At 52.7% G+C, this 18,023-nt stretch carries 15 protein-coding genes, 2 tRNA genes and 2 other RNA genes; 9 read left to right on the top strand and 10 right to left on the bottom strand.

Annotation, left to right across the window (positions count from 1 at the left end):
• Nucleotides 1-23 precede the first annotated feature (23 nt).
• On the top strand, nucleotides 24-353 hold the full coding sequence (locus NR795_RS07930) for an HI1450 family dsDNA-mimic protein (protein WP_042394392.1): 330 nt from the start codon (nucleotides 24-26) through the stop codon (nucleotides 351-353).
• Between the two features lie 35 nt (nucleotides 354-388).
• On the opposite strand, the gene NR795_RS07935 is transcribed toward NR795_RS07930, so the two are convergent.
• From NR795_RS07935 to NR795_RS07965, 7 genes are all read right to left on the bottom strand, one after another.
• A complete protein-coding gene (locus NR795_RS07935) occupies nucleotides 389-1,255 on the bottom strand; it encodes an ion transporter (protein ID WP_257757828.1) in 867 nt (288 codons plus the stop codon).
• A gap of 50 nt (nucleotides 1,256-1,305) precedes the next feature.
• Nucleotides 1,306-2,310: a murein tripeptide/oligopeptide ABC transporter ATP binding protein OppF gene (oppF, locus tag NR795_RS07940; protein ID WP_257757830.1), complete on the bottom strand. Its 1,005-nt coding sequence runs from the start codon at nucleotides 2,308-2,310 to the stop codon at nucleotides 1,306-1,308.
• Nucleotides 2,307-3,320: an ABC transporter ATP-binding protein gene (locus NR795_RS07945; protein ID WP_144814804.1), complete on the bottom strand. Its 1,014-nt coding sequence runs from the start codon at nucleotides 3,318-3,320 to the stop codon at nucleotides 2,307-2,309. The genes oppF and NR795_RS07945 overlap by 4 nt, the downstream gene beginning before the upstream one ends.
• A 12-nt stretch (nucleotides 3,321-3,332) precedes the next feature.
• Nucleotides 3,333-4,241, bottom strand: a complete 909-nt coding sequence (gene oppC / locus NR795_RS07950) for an oligopeptide ABC transporter permease OppC (RefSeq protein WP_042394398.1) — start codon at nucleotides 4,239-4,241, stop codon at nucleotides 3,333-3,335.
• A 14-nt stretch (nucleotides 4,242-4,255) separates the two neighbouring features.
• Nucleotides 4,256-5,176, bottom strand: a complete 921-nt coding sequence (gene oppB, locus NR795_RS07955) for an oligopeptide ABC transporter permease OppB (protein ID WP_144814801.1) — start codon at nucleotides 5,174-5,176, stop codon at nucleotides 4,256-4,258.
• A 135-nt stretch (nucleotides 5,177-5,311) separates the two neighbouring features.
• Nucleotides 5,312-6,946 carry an oligopeptide ABC transporter substrate-binding protein OppA gene (gene oppA / locus NR795_RS07960; protein ID WP_144814798.1) on the bottom strand — a complete coding sequence of 545 codons (1,635 nt, stop codon included), beginning with the start codon at nucleotides 6,944-6,946 and terminating at the stop codon, nucleotides 5,312-5,314.
• A 700-nt stretch (nucleotides 6,947-7,646) separates the two neighbouring features.
• Nucleotides 7,647-8,294: a YchE family NAAT transporter gene (locus tag NR795_RS07965; RefSeq protein WP_144814795.1), complete on the bottom strand. Its 648-nt coding sequence runs from the start codon at nucleotides 8,292-8,294 to the stop codon at nucleotides 7,647-7,649.
• A 486-nt stretch (nucleotides 8,295-8,780) separates the two neighbouring features.
• Here NR795_RS07965 and adhE point away from each other — a divergent pair, with 486 nt between their 5' ends.
• Nucleotides 8,781-11,462 (top strand): bifunctional acetaldehyde-CoA/alcohol dehydrogenase, encoded by a 2,682-nt coding sequence (gene adhE, locus NR795_RS07970; RefSeq protein WP_257757833.1) that lies wholly within the window; start codon nucleotides 8,781-8,783, stop codon nucleotides 11,460-11,462.
• 86 nt (nucleotides 11,463-11,548) lie between these two features.
• Here adhE and tdk read toward each other — a convergent pair whose 3' ends face one another.
• Nucleotides 11,549-12,163: a thymidine kinase gene (gene tdk, locus NR795_RS07975; protein ID WP_144814789.1), complete on the bottom strand. Its 615-nt coding sequence runs from the start codon at nucleotides 12,161-12,163 to the stop codon at nucleotides 11,549-11,551.
• Nucleotides 12,164-12,741: 578 nt separating this feature from the next.
• Here tdk and hns point away from each other — a divergent pair.
• Complete coding sequence (gene hns / locus NR795_RS07980; protein ID WP_103820001.1) at nucleotides 12,742-13,155, top strand: histone-like nucleoid-structuring protein H-NS; 414 nt, start codon at nucleotides 12,742-12,744, stop codon at nucleotides 13,153-13,155.
• Between the two features lie 173 nt (nucleotides 13,156-13,328).
• Here hns and galU read toward each other — a convergent pair whose 3' ends face one another.
• A complete protein-coding gene (gene galU / locus NR795_RS07985; RefSeq protein WP_144814786.1) occupies nucleotides 13,329-14,237 on the bottom strand; it encodes a UTP--glucose-1-phosphate uridylyltransferase GalU in 909 nt (302 codons plus the stop codon).
• A gap of 198 nt (nucleotides 14,238-14,435) precedes the next feature.
• On the bottom strand, nucleotides 14,436-15,449 hold the full coding sequence (gene rssB, locus NR795_RS07990; RefSeq protein ID WP_144814783.1) for a two-component system response regulator RssB: 1,014 nt from the start codon (nucleotides 15,447-15,449) through the stop codon (nucleotides 14,436-14,438).
• A 498-nt stretch (nucleotides 15,450-15,947) separates the two neighbouring features.
• Between rssB and NR795_RS07995 the strand changes: the two genes are divergently transcribed.
• The 6 genes from NR795_RS07995 to NR795_RS08020 all read left to right on the top strand — a co-directional run bounded on the left by NR795_RS07995 (nucleotide 15,948) and on the right by NR795_RS08020 (nucleotide 17,999).
• Nucleotides 15,948-16,406: a YchJ family protein gene (locus tag NR795_RS07995; RefSeq protein WP_144814781.1), complete on the top strand. Its 459-nt coding sequence runs from the start codon at nucleotides 15,948-15,950 to the stop codon at nucleotides 16,404-16,406.
• Between the two features lie 45 nt (nucleotides 16,407-16,451).
• The gene (gene purU / locus NR795_RS08000; RefSeq protein WP_042394430.1) at nucleotides 16,452-17,294 is read left to right on the top strand and encodes a formyltetrahydrofolate deformylase; all 843 of its coding nucleotides are present in this window, start codon (nucleotides 16,452-16,454) and stop codon (nucleotides 17,292-17,294) included.
• 157 nt (nucleotides 17,295-17,451) lie between these two features.
• Nucleotides 17,452-17,536, top strand: a tRNA-Tyr gene (locus NR795_RS08005).
• 44 nt (nucleotides 17,537-17,580) lie between these two features.
• Nucleotides 17,581-17,713, top strand: a non-coding RNA gene (locus NR795_RS08010) — RtT sRNA.
• 25 nt (nucleotides 17,714-17,738) lie between these two features.
• A tRNA-Tyr gene (locus NR795_RS08015) sits at nucleotides 17,739-17,823 on the top strand.
• 44 nt (nucleotides 17,824-17,867) lie between these two features.
• Nucleotides 17,868-17,999, top strand: a non-coding RNA gene (locus NR795_RS08020) — RtT sRNA.
• The last annotated feature ends 24 nt before the right edge of the window (nucleotides 18,000-18,023 follow it).

Genomic DNA, 18,023 nt, shown 5'->3' on the forward strand with positions numbered 1-18,023 from the left:
AGCGATTAAACCAGGGTGTTACTATGGAAATGGATCTGAACAATCGCCTGACTGAAGATGAAACGCTTGAGCAGGCCTACGATATTTTTCTTGAGCTGGCGATGGATAATCTCGATCCGGCAGACGTGATTCTTTTTAACCTGCAGTTTGAAGAGCGCGGCGGCGCGGAGCTGTTCGATCCGGCTGAAGACTGGCAGGAGCATGTCGATTACGATCTGAACCCCGACTTCTTCTCGGAGGTGGTTATCGGCCTGGCGGATACCGACGGGGGTGAAATCAACGACATCTTCGCCCGCGTGCTGCTGTGCCGCGAGAAAGACCACAAGATTTGCCACATTCTGTGGCGTGAGTAAGCTTTTAGCGCGGTGAATGCCGCGCTATGTCTCTTTTACTGTTTCTCTTCTGGGTAAGTTTCTTTTAGTTGCGGCAGCTGTTCCCCGCAGCGCATGCAGTAGTGCGCCTCCGGGTTATGATCCTCCAGATGACAGCGCGGACAGCTGCGGGCACGCTTGCTCTGCTGGAGCTCGTTGCTCATTTGCGCCGTCAGGATCCCCGTCGGAATCGCAATCACCGAGTAGCCAATTAAAATCAACACCGAGGCCACAAACCGTCCGGAAACCGAGTGAGGCGTAATATCGCCGTAGCCTACCGTGGTGACCGTCACCACCGCCCAGTAAACCGCCACGCCCAAACTGGTAAAGCCGCTCGCCTCCCCTTCAATGGCGTACATCAGCGCCCCGGCCGACACCATCACAATACCTACAAACGCATAGAACAGAATGAGCTGATGACGGGCATTAATGACCGCTCGCCACAGGCTGTGCAGCGCAGGCATGTAGCGCAGCAGCTTAAGGATGCGCAAAACGCGTATCGCCCGCATCGCCCGCCAGGCGAAGAAGTAGTGAATAGCCAGCTCGGGCCAGAGCCACAGGACGTAAAGCGGCAGCATGGTGGCCAGATCGATAACGCCCCAGAAGCTAAAGACGTAGCGTACGGGCCTGGGCCAGGCGATAACCCGTAAAATGTACTCAAGAGTAAAGATGAGGGTAAAGCCGATCTCTATCCAGATAAAGAGATGCCACTCCTGCGGCGTAAAGGTCAGCTGGCTGCCCATGCTGGATTCAATAAAGATCGTGATAACGCTTAGTAGCGCCAGCAGGCCGCACAGAGCCTCAAAGCGGCGACCGGAGCGGGTTTGCTGATCGAACAGGCGGTGGAAGAGCGTCTGGCGTAGCGAAAAAGATCGGTTGGACACGGGTTATCCTCGCAACGAAAAAGGGCTGGCGTCATGCCAGCCCTGCGGGATTATAGCGGGTCAACCTTAAGACAGGAAACGGCGTGGCGGAAGCTGCCCTCCAGTACCGGACGCGTCTGGGCGCACTCCGGCCCGGCAATCGGGCAGCGGGTGCGGAACACGCAGCCTGACGGCGGGTTGATAGGCGATGGCAGCTCCCCTTCCAGCAGCTGGATCTGTTTGTTCTTCTCCAGATCCGGATCGGGAACCGGCACGGCCGACATCAGCGCTTTGGTATAGGGGTGCAGCGGATTGTTGTAAACCTCGTCATAGGTTCCCAGCTCTACCGCATGGCCCAGATACATCACCAGCACGCGATCGGAGATGTGCTTCACCACCGCCAGGTCATGGGCGATAAAGATCAGCGACAGGCCCATCTCGCGCTGCAGCTTCTGCAGCAGGTTCACCACCTGCGCCTGAATCGACACGTCCAGCGCGGAGACCGGCTCGTCACAGATGATCAGCTTCGGCTCAAGGATCAGCGCCCGGGCGATGCCGATACGCTGGCACTGGCCGCCAGAGAACTCGTGCGGGTAGCGGTTGATCAGGTTAGGCAGCAGGCCAACTTTCATCATCATCGCTTTTACCCGGTCACGTACTTCCTGGCGCGGCATGTTCGGATGGTAGGTGCGCAGCGGCTCGGCAATGATATCGCCGATATTCATTCGCGGGTTCAGCGAAGCCAGCGGATCCTGAAAAATCATCTGGATATCGCTGCGCACGTCGCGCCATTCGTCCGGCTTCATCCCCAGCAGATCTCTGCCCAGCCAGGCGACCTTACCGTCGGTGGCTTTCACGAGACCGATAATGGCGCGGGCAAAGGTTGATTTGCCGCAGCCGGACTCGCCTACCACGCCCAGGGTCTCCCCTTCATAGAGGCGCAGGGTGACGCCGTCAACCGCCTTCAGAGTCTTGGCTGGCTGCCAGAACCACTGCTTGCCATCTTTGATATCGAAATGCACTTTCAGGTCGGCAATTTCGAGCAGAACTTTTCTCTCTTCGGTCTGGGTAGTCATACCAGCTCCTCCACCGGCTTAAAGCAGGCGCGCAGGCGGCCTGGGGCAAACTCCTCCAGCGGCGGCGCAGTGTTACAAATTTCCATCGCGTACGGGCAGCGCGGCTGGAACGGGCAACCTTTCGGCAGCCGCAGCAGGTTCGGTGGGTTCCCCGGGATCGTCAGCAGAGACTCCCCTTCCGCATCCAGACGCGGTACGGCGTTCAGCAGGCCAATCGAGTACGGGTGCGCAGGCTGATAGAAGACGTTGCGCGCGGCACCGTACTCCATGGTACGGCCTGCATACATCACCAGCACCTTATCGCAGATGCCCGCCACGACGCCGAGGTCATGGGTGATCATAATGATGGCGGTATTAAACTCACGCTTCAGCTCGTTGAGCAGGGTCATGATCTGTGCCTGCACGGTCACGTCCAGCGCGGTGGTCGGCTCATCGGCGATCAGCAGCTTCGGACGGCACATCAGCGCCATGGCGATCATCACGCGCTGGCGCATCCCGCCGGAGAACTCGTGGGGATACATGCGCATGCGCTTACGCGCTTCCGGCATTTTCACCGCATCAAGCATCTTCACCGACTCTTCAAACGCTTCGGCTTTGCCCATGCCTTTGTGCAGCATCAGCACTTCCATCAGCTGCTCGCCGACGCGCATGTACGGGTTCAGCGAGGTCATCGGATCCTGGAATATCATTGAGATCTGCTCGGCACGCAGCCGGTTCAGCTCGCGCTCCGGCAGGTTGAGGATCTCTCTGCCGTTGAATTTTGCCGACCCGCCGATCACGCCGTTAGTAGCCAGCAGGCCCATCAGCGCAAACGCCGTCTGCGATTTACCCGAGCCGGATTCACCCACGATCCCGAGGGTCTCCCCGGCGCTTAGGCTAAAGTTGAGGTCGTTGACCGCCGTCACGTCCCCATCCGGCGTTTTAAAGGTCACCCGCAGGTCTTTGACATCCAGCAGAACGTTAGATTGCTGCTGTGCCACCGACGGCGATGAGGTTTCAATAATGCTCATTAACAGCACTCCTTAACGATCTTTCGGGTCGAGGGCATCACGCAGGCCATCGCCGATAAAGTTAAAACAAAACAGGGTCACGACCAGGAACACCGCCGGGAAGAGCAGCAGCCACGGGGATACTTCCATCGAGTTTGCGCCATCGCTGAGCAGCGCGCCCCAGCTGCTGAGCGGCTCCTGGGTACCAAGGCCAAGGAAGCTCAGGAAGGACTCAAACAGGATCATGCTCGGCACCAGCAGCGAGGCATACACCACCACCACGCCCAGCACGTTCGGTACGATATGGCGCACTACAATGCTGGCCGTCGATACGCCGCCGACCTGCGCCGCTTCGATAAACTCTTTGCGCTTCAGGCTCAGCGTCTGGCCGCGCACGATACGCGCCATGTCGAGCCAGGAGACCATCCCGATCGCCACAAAGATCAGCAGGATGTTTTGACCAAAGAAGGTCACCAGCAGGATCACAAAGAACATGAACGGGAAGGAGTTGAGGATCTCCAGCAGGCGCATCATGACCGAGTCGACTTTGCCGCCAAGGTAACCGGAGAGCGATCCGTAGAGCGTGCCCACGATGACCGCCACCAGCGCCGCGGCGATGCCGACCATCAGAGAGATACGGCCGCCGATAGCCACGCGCACCAGCAGGTCACGCCCTGAGGAGTCGGTGCCGAAGTAGTGGCCAGACGCCATATCTGGCGCGTTGGACATCATGCCCCAGTCGGTATCGAAATAGGTAAACTGCGACAGCAGTGGGGCAAAGGCGACGAACAGGGCGATGAGCACCAGTACGGCAAGGCTGGTTACCGCAGCGCGGTTGTGCATAAAGCGGCGACGCGCGTCCTGCCACAGGCTACGCCCTTCGACCTCCAGTTTCTCACTGAAGTTTTCCAGCGCCTCGCTGTTTTTCTTACTTAACATCATGGCGTACCCCAGCGTTAGTAACGGATTTTCGGATCGATAACGGCATAGAGCACGTCCACGATCGCGTTAAACAAAATAGTCAGCGTGCCGACCAGAATGGTCAGGCTCAGCACCAGGGAGTAGTCGCGGTTCAGCGCGCCGTTAACAAACAGCTGGCCGATACCCGGCAGACCGTAGATGGTTTCGATAACCATCGAGCCAGTGATGATGCCGACAAACGCAGGGCCCATATAGGAGAGAACCGGCAGCAGCGCGGGCTTCAGGGCGTGGCGCATGATGATCCGGCGCAGGGGCAGGCCTTTGGCGCGGGCGGTACGGATGAAGTTAGAGTGCAGCACTTCAATCATTGACCCACGGGTAATACGCGCAATGCTGGCGATATAGGCCAGAGAGAGCGCCACCATCGGCAGGATCATAAATTTCGGTGCCCCACCGTTCCAGCCGCCGCCTGGCAGCCACTTCAGGGTGATAGCGAAAATAAGCACCAATAGCGGCGCAACCACGAAGCTTGGGATCACTACCCCGGTCATCGCAAACCCCATGACCGTATAGTCCCACTTTGTATTCTGGTTAAGCGCCGCAATAACGCCTGCCGCAACGCCAAGCACCACGGCGAGGAAAAAGGCAGCTGCGCCTAATTTCGCCGACACCGGGAAGCTGGACGCCACCAGATCGTTGACCGAATAGTCTTTATATTTAAATGACGGCCCGAAATCACCGTGCGCCAGCTGTTTCAGATAGCTGAAATACTGGGTCATGATCGGATCGTTTAAGTGATATTTCGCTTCAATGTTCGCCATCACTTCCGGCGGCAGCGCGCGCTCGCTGGTAAAAGGACTACCCGGCGCAAGACGCATCATAAAGAAGGAGATCGTAATAAGAATCAGGAGCGTCGGAATTGCTTCCAGACAGCGACGTAAAATAAATTTCAACATTGCCCGTACCTTCTGGCCTGTGCCTTATACACGTGACGTAAGCACGCCTGTGTATGCAGTGCGATAAAATAAGACACGATGGGGCAGTGCGACGCCGCGTCTTAGCACGGTTACGCCCTGCCCCACATATTGCCATTAATGTTTGATAACGTAGAGATCTTTACCGTAGACGTTATCCATTGGGTCTTTACCGGTATAACCGCCAACCCACGGCTTCACCAGACGCGCGTTCACGTAGTAGTAAACTGGAACGATCGCCGAGTCTTTGCCCAACTGCTGCTCAGCCTGATCGTACAGCTCGCTGCGTTTCGCTTCGTCGCTGGCTTTCACGGCATCGGCCATGATGCGGTCAAACGCCTCGCTCTTATAGTGCGCGGTGTTCATTGAGCTGCCGGAGAGCATGGTGTTCAGGAACGAGGTCGGCTCGTTATAGTCTGCACACCAGCCGGCACGGGCCACGTCGAAGTTACCCTGATGACGGGTATCAAGGAAGGTTTTCCACTCCTGGTTCACCAGCTTGACGTTCACGCCGAGGTTTTTCTGCCAGATTGAAGCGGCAGCGATAGCCAGCTTCTTGTGCAGATCGGAGGTGTTGTACAGCAGGTTAAAGGTCAGCGGCTTGTCTTTAGTATAGCCCGCTTCTGCCAGCAGTTTTTTCGCCTCTTCGTTGCGTTTTTCCTGCGTCCAGCCAAACCACTCTGGCTTGGTCAGCTTCGCACCGTCGGCGTACGGCGGGGTGTAGCCATAGGCAGGCAGATCGCCCTGCGCTTTCACTTTGTTAGCAATGATGTCGCGATCCAGACCCAGCTTCAGCGCGGTACGGATGCGAGCGTCGGTAAACGGTGCTTTCTGGTTGTTGATTTCGTAGTAGTAAGTACACAGATACGGGTCAACGTGAACTTCCTGCGGGATCTCTTTTTTCAGCTTCTGGAACAGCTCGATCGGCAGGTTGTTATAGGTCATGTCAATCTCGCCGCTGCGGTAGCGGTTCACATCCGTCACTTCGGAGGAGATTGGCAGATAGGTAATTTGATCGAGAACGGTTTTGCCGTTATTCCAGTAGTTGGTGTTACGCACCATCACAATACGTTCGTTCACCACCCAGTCCTGCAGTTTAAACGCACCGTTGGAGACGATATTTGCTGGCTGAGTCCACTTTTCGCCAAATTTTTCGATGGCGGTTTTATTTACCGGGGACATTGCCGGGTTAACCAGCAGCTTATAGAAGTAAGGTACCGGTTCGCTCAGGGTCACTTCCAACGTATGGTCATCAATTGCCTTAACGCCCAGCTCGCTCGGCTTCATTTTACCGTCGATGATCGCATCAACGTTTACGATATGGCCATATTGCGGATAGCTTGCATAAGGCGAGGCGGTATTTGGATCCACCAGGCGCTGCCAGCTATAGACGAAATCCTGGGCGGTCACAGGTTCGCCGTTGGACCACTTAGCATCTTTACGCAGATGGAAGGTCCAGACTTTGAAATCTTTATTGTCCCAGGATTCAGCAACGCCCGGAACAGGGTGGCCGTCAACCGGAGAGGTAATCAGCAGGCCTTCAAAGAGATCGCGGCTGACGTTGGATTCTGGTACCCCTTCGATCTTATTTGGATCGAGCGACTGCGGCTCGGCACCGTTATTTCGGATCAGGGTTTGCTTCTCTGCCAGTTGAACACCTGCAGGTACATCTGCCGCCATGGCAACGTTACCCGCGATTAGCGCAGTCAAAATCCCTGCCGCTACCAAGCTTTTTTTTGTGATGATGGACATTGTGTTGGTACTCCACTCATTATAATTACTGGCTTTTGTGCCAGCCTGTTTTATACCCCCCCCGTAGGGGTTCCTTTACGGCGCAGGAGCTTTTGCATCCGCAAGGTTTTACTGCTTGCTATCACCGACTTTTATTATTACTGGCTGCTCATGGCGGCAGCCTGGCGTCGATTTTTTACCGCCTCCCCTGTTAGAGGCGTCTCTTATATCCGACGAGGATCATATTTGAAAATGATTCTCATCTGCATCTATTCTGCTGCAAATAGTGGCCCGGAAAGTATCAAATGCATTTATCGTCCGCCAATACAATTTGCAAATTTGTTAAGCAATTCTCTTTTACACGATTCGGCAGAGTCTGGTTGAATCTCAGTCTGATTGTTTTTTACACAAAAACGTAACAAGCGAGCATTTTCTAGCACATTCATCTGCGTGGATGATTAATTTACTAATATCATTTCGATAATCCCACAGCAAGCCCCAGCGTATCATGTGAGTAAAATAACAGGTGGAAAGCGGTAAATGTAAGCAAACGTGACAAGGAAAGGAATTTAACCTGCTGATCGCTAACGATTTAATTCTGCCAGCGTGATTTATTATGATTGCGCTGCTTTTCAACATTAGTTATATGTTTTACTAATAATGATGAAAAGAAACGGAGCAGGATGCTCCGTTCAGGATGGCATTTTTCGAGTGAAAGCAATCAGTGCATTAAGCCGGGGAAAATGGCTTTGATTCCGGTAACAATAAATTCAATACCCAGCGCCATCAGCAACAGGCCCATGATACGGGTAATGACGTTAATGCCGGTCTGGCCCAATAAACGAACCAGCCACGGCGCAATACGAAACAGCCCCCAGCAGCAGAGCGCAAACAGGGCAATGGCGATGGAAAAACAGAGCAGATGGGGCCAACTGTGAAAACGTGTTCCCCAGACAATGGTGGAGCTGATGGCCCCCGGCCCCGCCATGAGCGGCAGCGCGAGTGGTACTACCCCAATGCTTTCACGAATCGCCGTCTCTGACTTCTCCTGTTTGTTCTGCTTATCTTCCCCCAGCTTGCCGCTAATCATCGACATCGCAATTGTCACCACCAGGATGCCCCCGGCAATACGGAAGGAGTCAATAGAGATGCCAAACAATTGCAGGATGGTGCTGCCCAGAAAGAGCGAGGTGAGCAGAATAATGGCCACCGAGACGCTGGCCGTCAGGTTGGTTTTGTTTCTTGCCGCCGCTGTCTGGTAACTGGTCATACTGATGAAGACAGGGATAATCCCGACCGGGTTAACCAACGCAAAGAGACCAATGAAAAACTTCAGGTAGGTCGGAAAATCAAACAACGACTGGATCACGGTAAACTCCGCAGAGAATCAACGCCGAAGGCAAAATTTTAGCCATAAAAAAACAGTGCTAAAGATACGCCTGGTATCAGCATACTTCACCAGAAATATTCTCAAAAACGGGTGAGATAACGTATGTTATTTAATTGTAGAAAGTATGATAGCTTATTTCTACTCCATCCCTGAAATTATTAACATTTGATACAAATGAATAAAAAGAGCCTGCTGAAAGGTGTCAGCTTGGACTATTTTTGATCTGGATCACGTAATCACTACTCAGAAGTGAGTAACCTTGTTTACGCCGCCAGGGAGAAAAAAAGTATCAAACGGTATGATGCTGAGGCGAGGCTCTTTTAGTAAATCATGGGTGCAGGTATCATTGATAACTTCTTGTTTTTGATAGGGTAATGCAGGCTGCTACGGCTCTTACTATACTGTTGTGTTGATCCGTTGAGCAACTGATTTACTAAAAGAGTTTAACATTATCAGGAGATCATTATGGCCGTTACTAACGTCGCTGAACTTAACGCACTCGTTGAACGCGTGAAAAAAGCCCAGCGTGAATATGCCAACTTTTCTCAAGAACAAGTTGATAAAATCTTCCGTGCCGCCGCTCTGGCTGCCGCCGATGCGCGAATCCCTCTCGCTAAGCTGGCCGTTGCAGAATCCGGTATGGGTATTGTGGAAGATAAAGTGATTAAAAACCACTTCGCTTCTGAATATATCTATAACGCATACAAAGATGAGAAGACCTGCGGTGTGCTTTCTACTGACGACACCTTTGGTACCATCACTATCGCTGAACCTATCGGTATTATCTGCGGTATTGTTCCGACCACTAACCCAACCTCTACAGCTATCTTTAAGTCGCTGATTAGCCTCAAGACCCGCAACGCGATTATCTTCTCTCCACATCCGCGTGCTAAAGATGCAACCAACAAAGCCGCCGATATCGTTCTGCAGGCCGCTATCGCAGCGGGCGCACCGAAAGATCTGATTGGCTGGATCGACCAACCTTCCGTAGAGCTGTCTAATGCCCTGATGCACCACCCGGATATCAACCTGATCCTCGCGACCGGTGGTCCAGGCATGGTAAAAGCGGCGTACAGCTCCGGTAAACCGGCTATCGGCGTAGGTGCAGGTAACACCCCGGTGGTGATCGACGAAACCGCCGATATCAAACGTGCAGTCGCCTCTGTACTGATGTCAAAAACCTTTGATAACGGCGTTATCTGTGCTTCCGAGCAGTCTGTCGTAGTCGTTGATTCCGTCTATGACAGCGTGCGTGAACGTTTCGCCAGCCATGGCGGCTACATGCTGCAGGGCCAGGAGCTGAAAGCCGTTCAGGATATCATCCTGAAAAACGGCGCGCTGAACGCGGCCATTGTCGGTCAGCCAGCGGTTAAAATTGCTGAACTGGCGGGCTTCACCGTTCCGTCCAGCACCAAAATCCTGATTGGCGAAGTCACCAACGTTGATGAGAGCGAGCCGTTTGCGCACGAAAAACTCTCTCCGACGCTGGCAATGTACCGCGCGAAAGATTTCGAAGACGCCGTTGTTAAGGCGGAAAAACTGGTTGCCATGGGCGGGATCGGCCACACCTCCTGTCTCTATACTGACCAGGACAACCAGCCGGAGCGCGTGGCTTTCTTCGGCGAGAAGATGAAAACCGCCCGTATTCTGATCAACACCCCGGCCTCTCAGGGTGGTATCGGCGACCTGTACAACTTCAAACTTGCCCCGTCCCTGACCCTGGGCTGCGGCTCATGGGGTGGTAACTCCATCTCTGAAAACGTCGGTCCGAAGCACCTGATCAACAAGAAAACCGTTGCTAAGCGAGCTGAAAACATGCTGTGGCATAAACTTCCGAAATCAATCTACTTCCGCCGTGGCTCCCTGCCCATCGCGCTGGATGAAGTGATTACCGATGGTCACAAACGCGCGCTGATCGTCACCGACCGTTTCCTGTTTAACAACGGCTATGCGGACCAGATCACCTCCGTGCTGAAAGCATCTGGCGTTGAAACAGAAGTGTTCTTTGAAGTTGAAGCGGATCCGACCCTGACCATCGTCCGTAAGGGCGCTGAGCTGGCCAACTCCTTCAAGCCTGACGTGATCATCGCCCTGGGCGGCGGTTCCCCGATGGACGCAGCAAAAATCATGTGGGTTATGTACGAACACCCGGAAACCCACTTCGAAGAGCTGGCGCTGCGCTTTATGGATATCCGTAAACGTATCTACAAGTTCCCGAAAATGGGCGTGAAAGCAAAAATGATTGCTATCACCACCACCTCCGGTACTGGCTCTGAAGTGACGCCGTTTGCGGTCGTAACCGACGATGCCACCGGCCAGAAATACCCGCTGGCTGACTACGCCCTGACCCCGGATATGGCGATTGTCGATGCCAACCTGGTAATGGATATGCCGAAATCCCTGTGCGCCTTTGGCGGCCTGGATGCGGTGACCCACGCGCTGGAAGCCTATGTATCGGTACTGGCCTCTGAATTCTCTGATGGTCAGGCTCTGCAGGCGCTTAAGCTGCTGAAAGAGTACCTGCCTGCCTCTTACCACGAAGGGTCGAAAAACCCGGTTGCCCGCGAACGCGTGCACGGTGCGGCAACCATCGCCGGGATTGCGTTTGCTAACGCCTTCCTCGGGGTCTGTCACTCCATGGCGCACAAGCTTGGCTCACAGTTCCATATTCCACACGGCCTGGCCAACGCCCTGCTGATTGGTAACGTTATCCGCTATAACGCCAACGATAACCCAACCAAACAGACCGCCTTCAGCCAGTACGACCGTCCGCAGGCTCGCCGTCGCTACGCAGAGATTGCCGACCACCTGGGCCTGAGCGCACCGGGCGATCGCACCGCAGCGAAGATTGAGAAACTGCTGGGATGGCTGGACAGCCTGAAAGCCGAACTGGGTATTCCGAAATCTATCCGCGAAGCAGGCGTGCAGGAAGCTGACTTCCTTGCACACGTTGATAAGCTGTCTGAAGACGCTTTCGATGACCAGTGCACCGGCGCTAACCCGCGCTACCCGCTGATCGCCGAGCTGAAACAGATCCTGCTGGATACCTACTACGGTCGTGAATACAAAGAAGGCGACGCTGCACCTGCACAGGTTGAGGTTGCTGTACCGGTAAAAGCCGATAAAAAAGTGAAAAAACCCGCTTAATTTTTCGTGCTAACAAAAACCCGCCTCTCGGCGGGTTTTTTTATGGCCTCAGCGGCGCGCTGGGCCTTTTTGCGGCTTATCGGTACCTACCCACGCACACGGCGCTGAATCGCTGTCAGAGAGCCTTCTACAAGCGCCTCTTTATAATGTTTGCGACACACTGAGACATAGCGCTCGTTGCCGCCAATAACCACCTGCTCTCCCTCATTATAGGGACGCCCATCCTGATCGAGACGTAACACCATACTGGCCTTACGGCCACAGAAACAGATGGTTTTTAACTCGACCAGCTTATCTGACCACGCCAGCAAATAGAGGCTGCCGGTAAATAGCTCGCCGCGGAAATCGGTTCGTAGCCCATAGCACAGCACAGGAATATCAAGCTTATCGACAATTTCAGAGAGCGCATACACCTGCTCACGCGTTAAAAACTGGCTCTCATCCACCAGCACGCAGTGGACTGGCTCCTGCGCATGCTCATCGCGGATCTCATCAAACAGCGAAGTGTTTTGGTTGAATAATTTTGCCGGTGAAGAGAGGCCGATACGTGAGCTGACTTTTCCACTACCGAAACGGTTATCAATTTCAGCTGTGTAGACCAGCGAGCGCATCCCCCTTTCCTGGTAATTGTAGGAAGACTGCAAAAGCGCCGTTGATTTGCCGGCGTTCATTGCCGAATAGTAGAAATATAGCTGTGCCATTGGTCTGGAGACCCCAATCAAGATGTAATTTTAACGGCGCGGATTGTAACATAATTTGCGCAGTTAACATGCGTCAGGACGGCAGTGACTCTGTTAATGGTAATCCTTACATCTTGCCGTGATATACACATTTTATAACATTTATGAACGCCATAACTCTGGATGCCTGACTGAAAGATTGGCGCTTTATCTCTATGCCGCATGGTGCGTAGGCTTTTGGCTTTGTGGATTTCTAACTTAGGTTACAGAAAGTATTAGTAATTTAAGCTCAGCAGGCTTATGTCAGACTAATAAGAAAGGTTGATATTTATCCATCTCAGCTATAGTACCGCGAGGATTAATCGAAAATGCGCGATTACAATTCTTCGTTAATCTAACCCCGAACAGATCAGGGGTAATGCATTGGATAACCATTGCAGGGCCGGTCCACGGCAGAAAAATTTAAGATAGCGGAATTAATAAAACCAAAAAATAATGGGTAATTTTGAATTCCTTACATTGGCGGGTATTGCACAACTCAAATTATCGCTCTATTATTAGCTCAACAAACCACCCATTATAAGTTTGAGATTACTACAATGAGCGAAGCACTTAAAATTCTGAACAACATCCGTACTCTTCGTGCACAGGCAAGAGAATGCACTCTCGAAACGCTCGAAGAAATGCTGGAAAAATTAGAAGTTGTTGTTAACGAGCGTCGTGAAGAAGATAACGCTGCCGCAGCTGAAATTGAAGAACGTACGCGTAAACTGCAGCAGTATCGTGAAATGCTGATTGCTGACGGTATTGACCCGAACGAACTGCTGAACAGCATGGCGGCCGCGAAAGTCGGTACTAAAGCTAAGCGTGCAGCACGCCCGGCTAAATATAGCTACGTTGACGAAAATGGCGAAACTAAAACCTGGACCGGCCAGGGCCGTACACCAGCAGTTATTAAGAAAGCCATGGACGAGCAAGGCAAACAGCTGGAAGACTTCCTGATCAAGGAATAATCCCTCGTCTGATGCAAAAAATCCCGCCACGGCGGGATTTTTTATTGCTGCTAACGCAACGTCTGCGTTGACGCTTGTTGCCACTTAGAAACAACCAGCAATAAAAAAGCCGGAGATAGTCCGTACGTAACGGTGATATCTCCGGCCTGTGTCAGACGGCGTTCAGAAAGGCCTTACTTCGTAAGACCCATCTCATTTTCCAGCCAGCTTTTAAATTCTTCACCCAGCGTGTTATGACGAATACCGTATTCGACAAACGCTTGCATATAGCCCAGCTTATTGCCGCAGTCATGGCTTTTACCTTTCATATGGTAAGCCTCAACGGTCTCTTTCTCGATAAGCATATCGATACCGTCGGTCAGCTGGATCTCATCCCCTGCTCCCGGAGGTGTTTTCGCCAGCAGAGGCCAGATTTCAGCGCTCAGGACGTAACGGCCCACGACGGCGAGGTTAGAAGGTGCAACGTCAGCCTTAGGCTTCTCAACCACGCCAACCATTGGCACGCTTTCACCCGGCTTCAAATCCGCGCCTTTACAGTCTACAACGCCGTAAGCGGTAACGTCTTCTACAGGCTCAACCATAATCTGGCTGCAGCCGGTTTCATCGAAGCGTTTGATCATTTCAGCCAGGTTATCCTGGGAGAGATCGGATTCATATTCATCAAGAATAACGTCGGGCAGAATAACGGCAACGGGCTCATCACCTACAACCGGATGCGCGCACAGTACCGCGTGGCCTAAACCTTTAGCCAGACCCTGACGCACCTGCATAATAGTCACGTGCGGCGGGCAAATAGACTGTACCTCTTCCAGCAGCTGGCGCTTAACGCGTTTTTCCAGCATGGCTTCCAGCTCAAAGCTGGTGTCGAAGTGGTTTTCGATGGAGTTTTTAGATGAATGAGTAACTAAAACGATTTCCGTAATACCCGCCGCAATACATTCATTTACGACGTATTGAATTAAGGGTTTATCAACCAGCGGCAGCATCTCTTTTGGGATAGCCTTCGTGGCGGGCAGCATCCGGGTACCTAATCCTGCGACCGGGATAACTGCTTTTGTTACTTTTGAATTAACGGCAGCCATTTAAAATCTCCTGGACTGTTCAAACTAGAACACGTTCGTCAATGAATAGTGCATTGAGTATATCAGTATCAAACTGTGAGCCTGGTCTGAATTGAACTCATTGACCTGTAATTAAGACAATTACCTATAAGACTATCCTGATGGTAGCACCCGGCTCGTTTTTGCGGTAAAGCAAAATGGTTAGCCCGGTGCGATCGCTCATTCCGCAGACAACATTAAGCGCAAACGTCCGCCCATTCCCCACACCTGACACTGCCAGTCTTCACAGCGCTGGCTTATTTGATTTAAGTAAGCATTCCCCAGCGTGCCTAACGGCACCCCGCTGTTTATCTGCACCTGCTGCTCGCTGGTATTCAGCGTTGCGTTAAGGCCGGCGGAGACTAATATCAAATTTTTGTGTTCGCTGTGGTAATAACCCACCAGCAGAGGAAACTGGCCGGGTAAATTGGCCTGGCGCAGTAATTGATTAACCTGCTTTAAGAGTGCACCCAGTTCAGGTAGGCGTTGACGTTGCTGAGAGAGCTGCTCTTGCAGCAAGCCATTGAAGAGTGCACGTAATAACAGTGCGGCTAAGACACCGTTATCGCCAGCGCGTGTCACATCCAGACAATAAAAGGCGAGGTCGTGATCGGAGAGTGGCGCAATATCTAATACCAGGCCGGGCTGATCGGCGGCAACAAGCTGACGATAATTAACCCGGCACTGGGACATGACCTGCTGAACGGGAGGCTGTAATTCCTGCAGCAGCTTTGCAGCTGCACGCGGATCGCTTACTAACGCATCCCAATCCTGAAAGAGCCGCTCCTCTTCCTCTACCCGGGAATTAAACATGTTGGGATAGAGGCAGGCCAATACGGTTTCCCGCAGGCGAGCAAAATCTTTTACCGGCTTGAGCAACACATCCTGCACGCCGAGACGAAGCGCCTTGGCAATGTCAGCCATATTCTCGGTTGCCGAAATCACGAGGATCGGCGTTTGATCGCCTTCGTTGCGCAGATGCTCCACCAACTTAAGGCCGTTCATCCGCGGCATTGCGATATCACAGATCATCAGATCTGGTTTGACCCTGGCAAACATCTCCAGAGCTTCCACTCCGTCACCCGCGAGGGTGGTGGATGCCCCAAGAGACAAAAGCCAGGAGTCCAGCAGTGAGCGGAAAACGGGTTCGTCTTCAACGATTAACATATGTTTTCCGGCCAATGGCTGCGTCATGTTCTCTCCCCTGCCTTACGATAGTTCAATAGTGGCACGCTATTGCAACTACCGCCTGTCAGATTTTGCTTCAAAAAGCGAAAAACCAAGTACTCAAACATTTTATGTGCACCAAGTGGTTACAATTCGCCCAGTACCCTCTCTCGTCCTGCTGAAAAACAGCAGTACGCGCTGCCGCACACCAGGCCGGCAGAAAAACAGGACAAATAGGTTTCATCAGGATCAAAGGCCCATCTGGCGCGTTATGGCAGTGATATACCATGCGTAAGTGACTGAACCAGAAACGTCGTGATGCCAAAATATTGCGGCGGCTAAACGCCTCTCTTAGCGCTGCTCGCCACTCGCCTATGCCGAAACGTACTAAATTTTTGACCTTATGACCAGCACTGGAGAATATATCCTCTCCTAAACCCTGCTGGCATAGCGTCATCGTCATCGCTCAGTTAACATAGTGCTGTAAAGGCGCATCTGCGCTCTCATTTATTCAGGATACCTATTTTGTCAAACCGTTGTCCCTGCGGTAGCGCACTGGAGTATAGCCTATGTTGCCAGCCTTATCTGTCTGGAAAAGTGATTGCGTCCAATCCTGGCCTTCTGATGCGCTCGCGTTATACGGCGTTTGTGGAAAAGTGTGCTGACTATCTGATCCAAACCTGGCATCCCTCCTGTGAGGCTGCGACGTTCCGCCAGGAGATCGAAGCCGGCTTTGCCGGAACCGAGTGGTTGGGCCTGACGCTCTTTGAAGAGAGTGAAGGCAGCCATAGTGGTGAAGGGTTCGTCAGTTTTGTAGCTCGCTTTCGTGAGAGCGGCAAAACGGGCGCAATTATCGAGCGCTCCAGGTTCTTAAAAGAAAACGGCCAATGGTATTATATTGATGGCACGCGGCCCCAGTTTGGCCGTAACGATCCCTGCCCTTGTGGCTCGGGCAAAAAATTTAAAAAGTGCTGCGGGCAATAAACCCAGCGGTACCTCATAGCAAACACGTCAAGGATTTACCCGGCAATGCATTCACTACAACGAAAAGTTCTGCGTACTATCTGTCCCGATCAAAAGGGGCTGATCGCACGCATCACCAATATTTGCTACAAGCACGAACTGAACATTGTGCAGAACAATGAGTTTGTCGATCACCGTACCGGGCGCTTCTTTATGCGTACTGAGCTGGAAGGCATCTTTAACGATGCGACCCTGCTGGCCGATCTCGACAGCGCTCTGCCTGATGGTTCCGTGCGGGAGCTAACCCCAGCCGGACGTCGCCGCATCGTGATTCTGGTGACCAAAGAGGCCCACTGCCTGGGCGATCTGTTGATGAAGGCCAACTATGGCGGTCTCGACGTAGAGATTGCGGCGGTTATTGGCAACCATGACACGCTGCGCACACTGGTAGAGCGTTTTGATATTCCTTTCGAGCTGGTAAGTCATGAAGGGCTGACCCGCGAAGATCACGACGAGAAGATGGCTCAGGCGATTGAAGCCTACGATCCAGACTATGTGGTGCTGGCGAAATATATGCGTGTGCTGACGCCCACCTTTGTTGCTCGCTTCCCGAATAAGATCATTAATATTCACCACTCATTCTTACCGGCGTTTATTGGTGCCCGTCCTTATCACCAGGCTTACGAGCGCGGCGTGAAGATCATCGGTGCGACTGCGCACTATGTGAATGATAATCTGGACGAGGGTCCGATTATTATGCAGGACGTTATTCACGTCGATCACACCTACACTGCCGAAGATATGATGCGCGCGGGTCGCGACGTTGAGAAGAACGTACTCAGCCGGGCGTTGTACGAAGTTTTGGGGCAGCGGGTATTTGTCTACGGCAACCGAACGATTATTCTGTAAGCGGCTGATGAAATGAATTGCTTAGCAATAATGCGTTACGCATAAAAAGCATGCAAACGGTTCATTTCTTTAAAAGGAATGCTTTACAGCGGCGCGTCATTTGATATGATGCGCCCCGCTTCCCAAGGGAAGCGGGCCATTACCAGCATTACCCCGTGGTGGGGTTCCCGAGCGGCCAAAGGGAGCAGACTGTAAATCTGCCGTCATCGACTTCGAAGGTTCGAATCCTTCCCCCACCACCATTATTCACCACAGCAGTGTGGTAAACCTGATGAGTTAAGCTGACGTATGCACTTATCGGGGAAGGGTAAGAACCTTCGACTAAGGTTCGACTCGAGCGACAGCGAGAGAACGTTGCCTTCAGGCAACGGCCCGAAGGGTGAGGAGCGAAGCGACGAATAATCCTTCCCCCACCACCATCTCTACAAGCAAAATATTACCCCTGGTGGGGTTCCCGAGCGGCCAAAGGGAGCAGACTGTAAATCTGCCGTCATCGACTTCGAAGGTTCGAATCCTTCCCCCACCACCATCTTCTTATCAAGCACTCCAGTTAAATCAAACCTCATAGCTACATACCATTCCGTACCGGGAAGGATGAGAAGCTTCGACCAAGGTTCGATTCGAGCGACAGCGAGAAAGCGTTGCCGCAGGCAACGACCCGAAGGGCGAGGTGCGCAGCACCGAGTAATCCTTCCCCCACCACCATCTTCTTATAAAGCACTCCAGTTA

This window comes from Pseudescherichia sp. L3 (genome assembly GCF_024656065.1).
Lineage (GTDB): Bacteria > Pseudomonadota > Gammaproteobacteria > Enterobacterales > Enterobacteriaceae > Pseudescherichia.

Coding starts and splice junctions, on each gene's coding strand:
- NR795_RS07945 (WP_144814804.1), bottom strand. CDS start 3,320: ATGAGCATTATTGAAACCTCATCGCCGTCGGTGGCACAGCAGCAATCT.
- oppF (WP_257757830.1), bottom strand. CDS start 2,310: ATGACTACCCAGACCGAAGAGAGAAAAGTTCTGCTCGAAATTGCCGAC.
- purU (WP_042394430.1), top strand. CDS start 16,452: ATGCATTCACTACAACGAAAAGTTCTGCGTACTATCTGTCCCGATCAA.
- galU (WP_144814786.1), bottom strand. CDS start 14,237: ATGGCTGCCGTTAATTCAAAAGTAACAAAAGCAGTTATCCCGGTCGCA.
- NR795_RS07930 (WP_042394392.1), top strand. CDS start 24: ATGGAAATGGATCTGAACAATCGCCTGACTGAAGATGAAACGCTTGAG.
- adhE (WP_257757833.1), top strand. CDS start 8,781: ATGGCCGTTACTAACGTCGCTGAACTTAACGCACTCGTTGAACGCGTG.
- rssB (WP_144814783.1), bottom strand. CDS start 15,449: ATGACGCAGCCATTGGCCGGAAAACATATGTTAATCGTTGAAGACGAA.
- hns (WP_103820001.1), top strand. CDS start 12,742: ATGAGCGAAGCACTTAAAATTCTGAACAACATCCGTACTCTTCGTGCA.
- oppB (WP_144814801.1), bottom strand. CDS start 5,176: ATGTTGAAATTTATTTTACGTCGCTGTCTGGAAGCAATTCCGACGCTC.
- tdk (WP_144814789.1), bottom strand. CDS start 12,163: ATGGCACAGCTATATTTCTACTATTCGGCAATGAACGCCGGCAAATCA.
- oppA (WP_144814798.1), bottom strand. CDS start 6,946: ATGTCCATCATCACAAAAAAAAGCTTGGTAGCGGCAGGGATTTTGACT.
- oppC (WP_042394398.1), bottom strand. CDS start 4,241: ATGATGTTAAGTAAGAAAAACAGCGAGGCGCTGGAAAACTTCAGTGAG.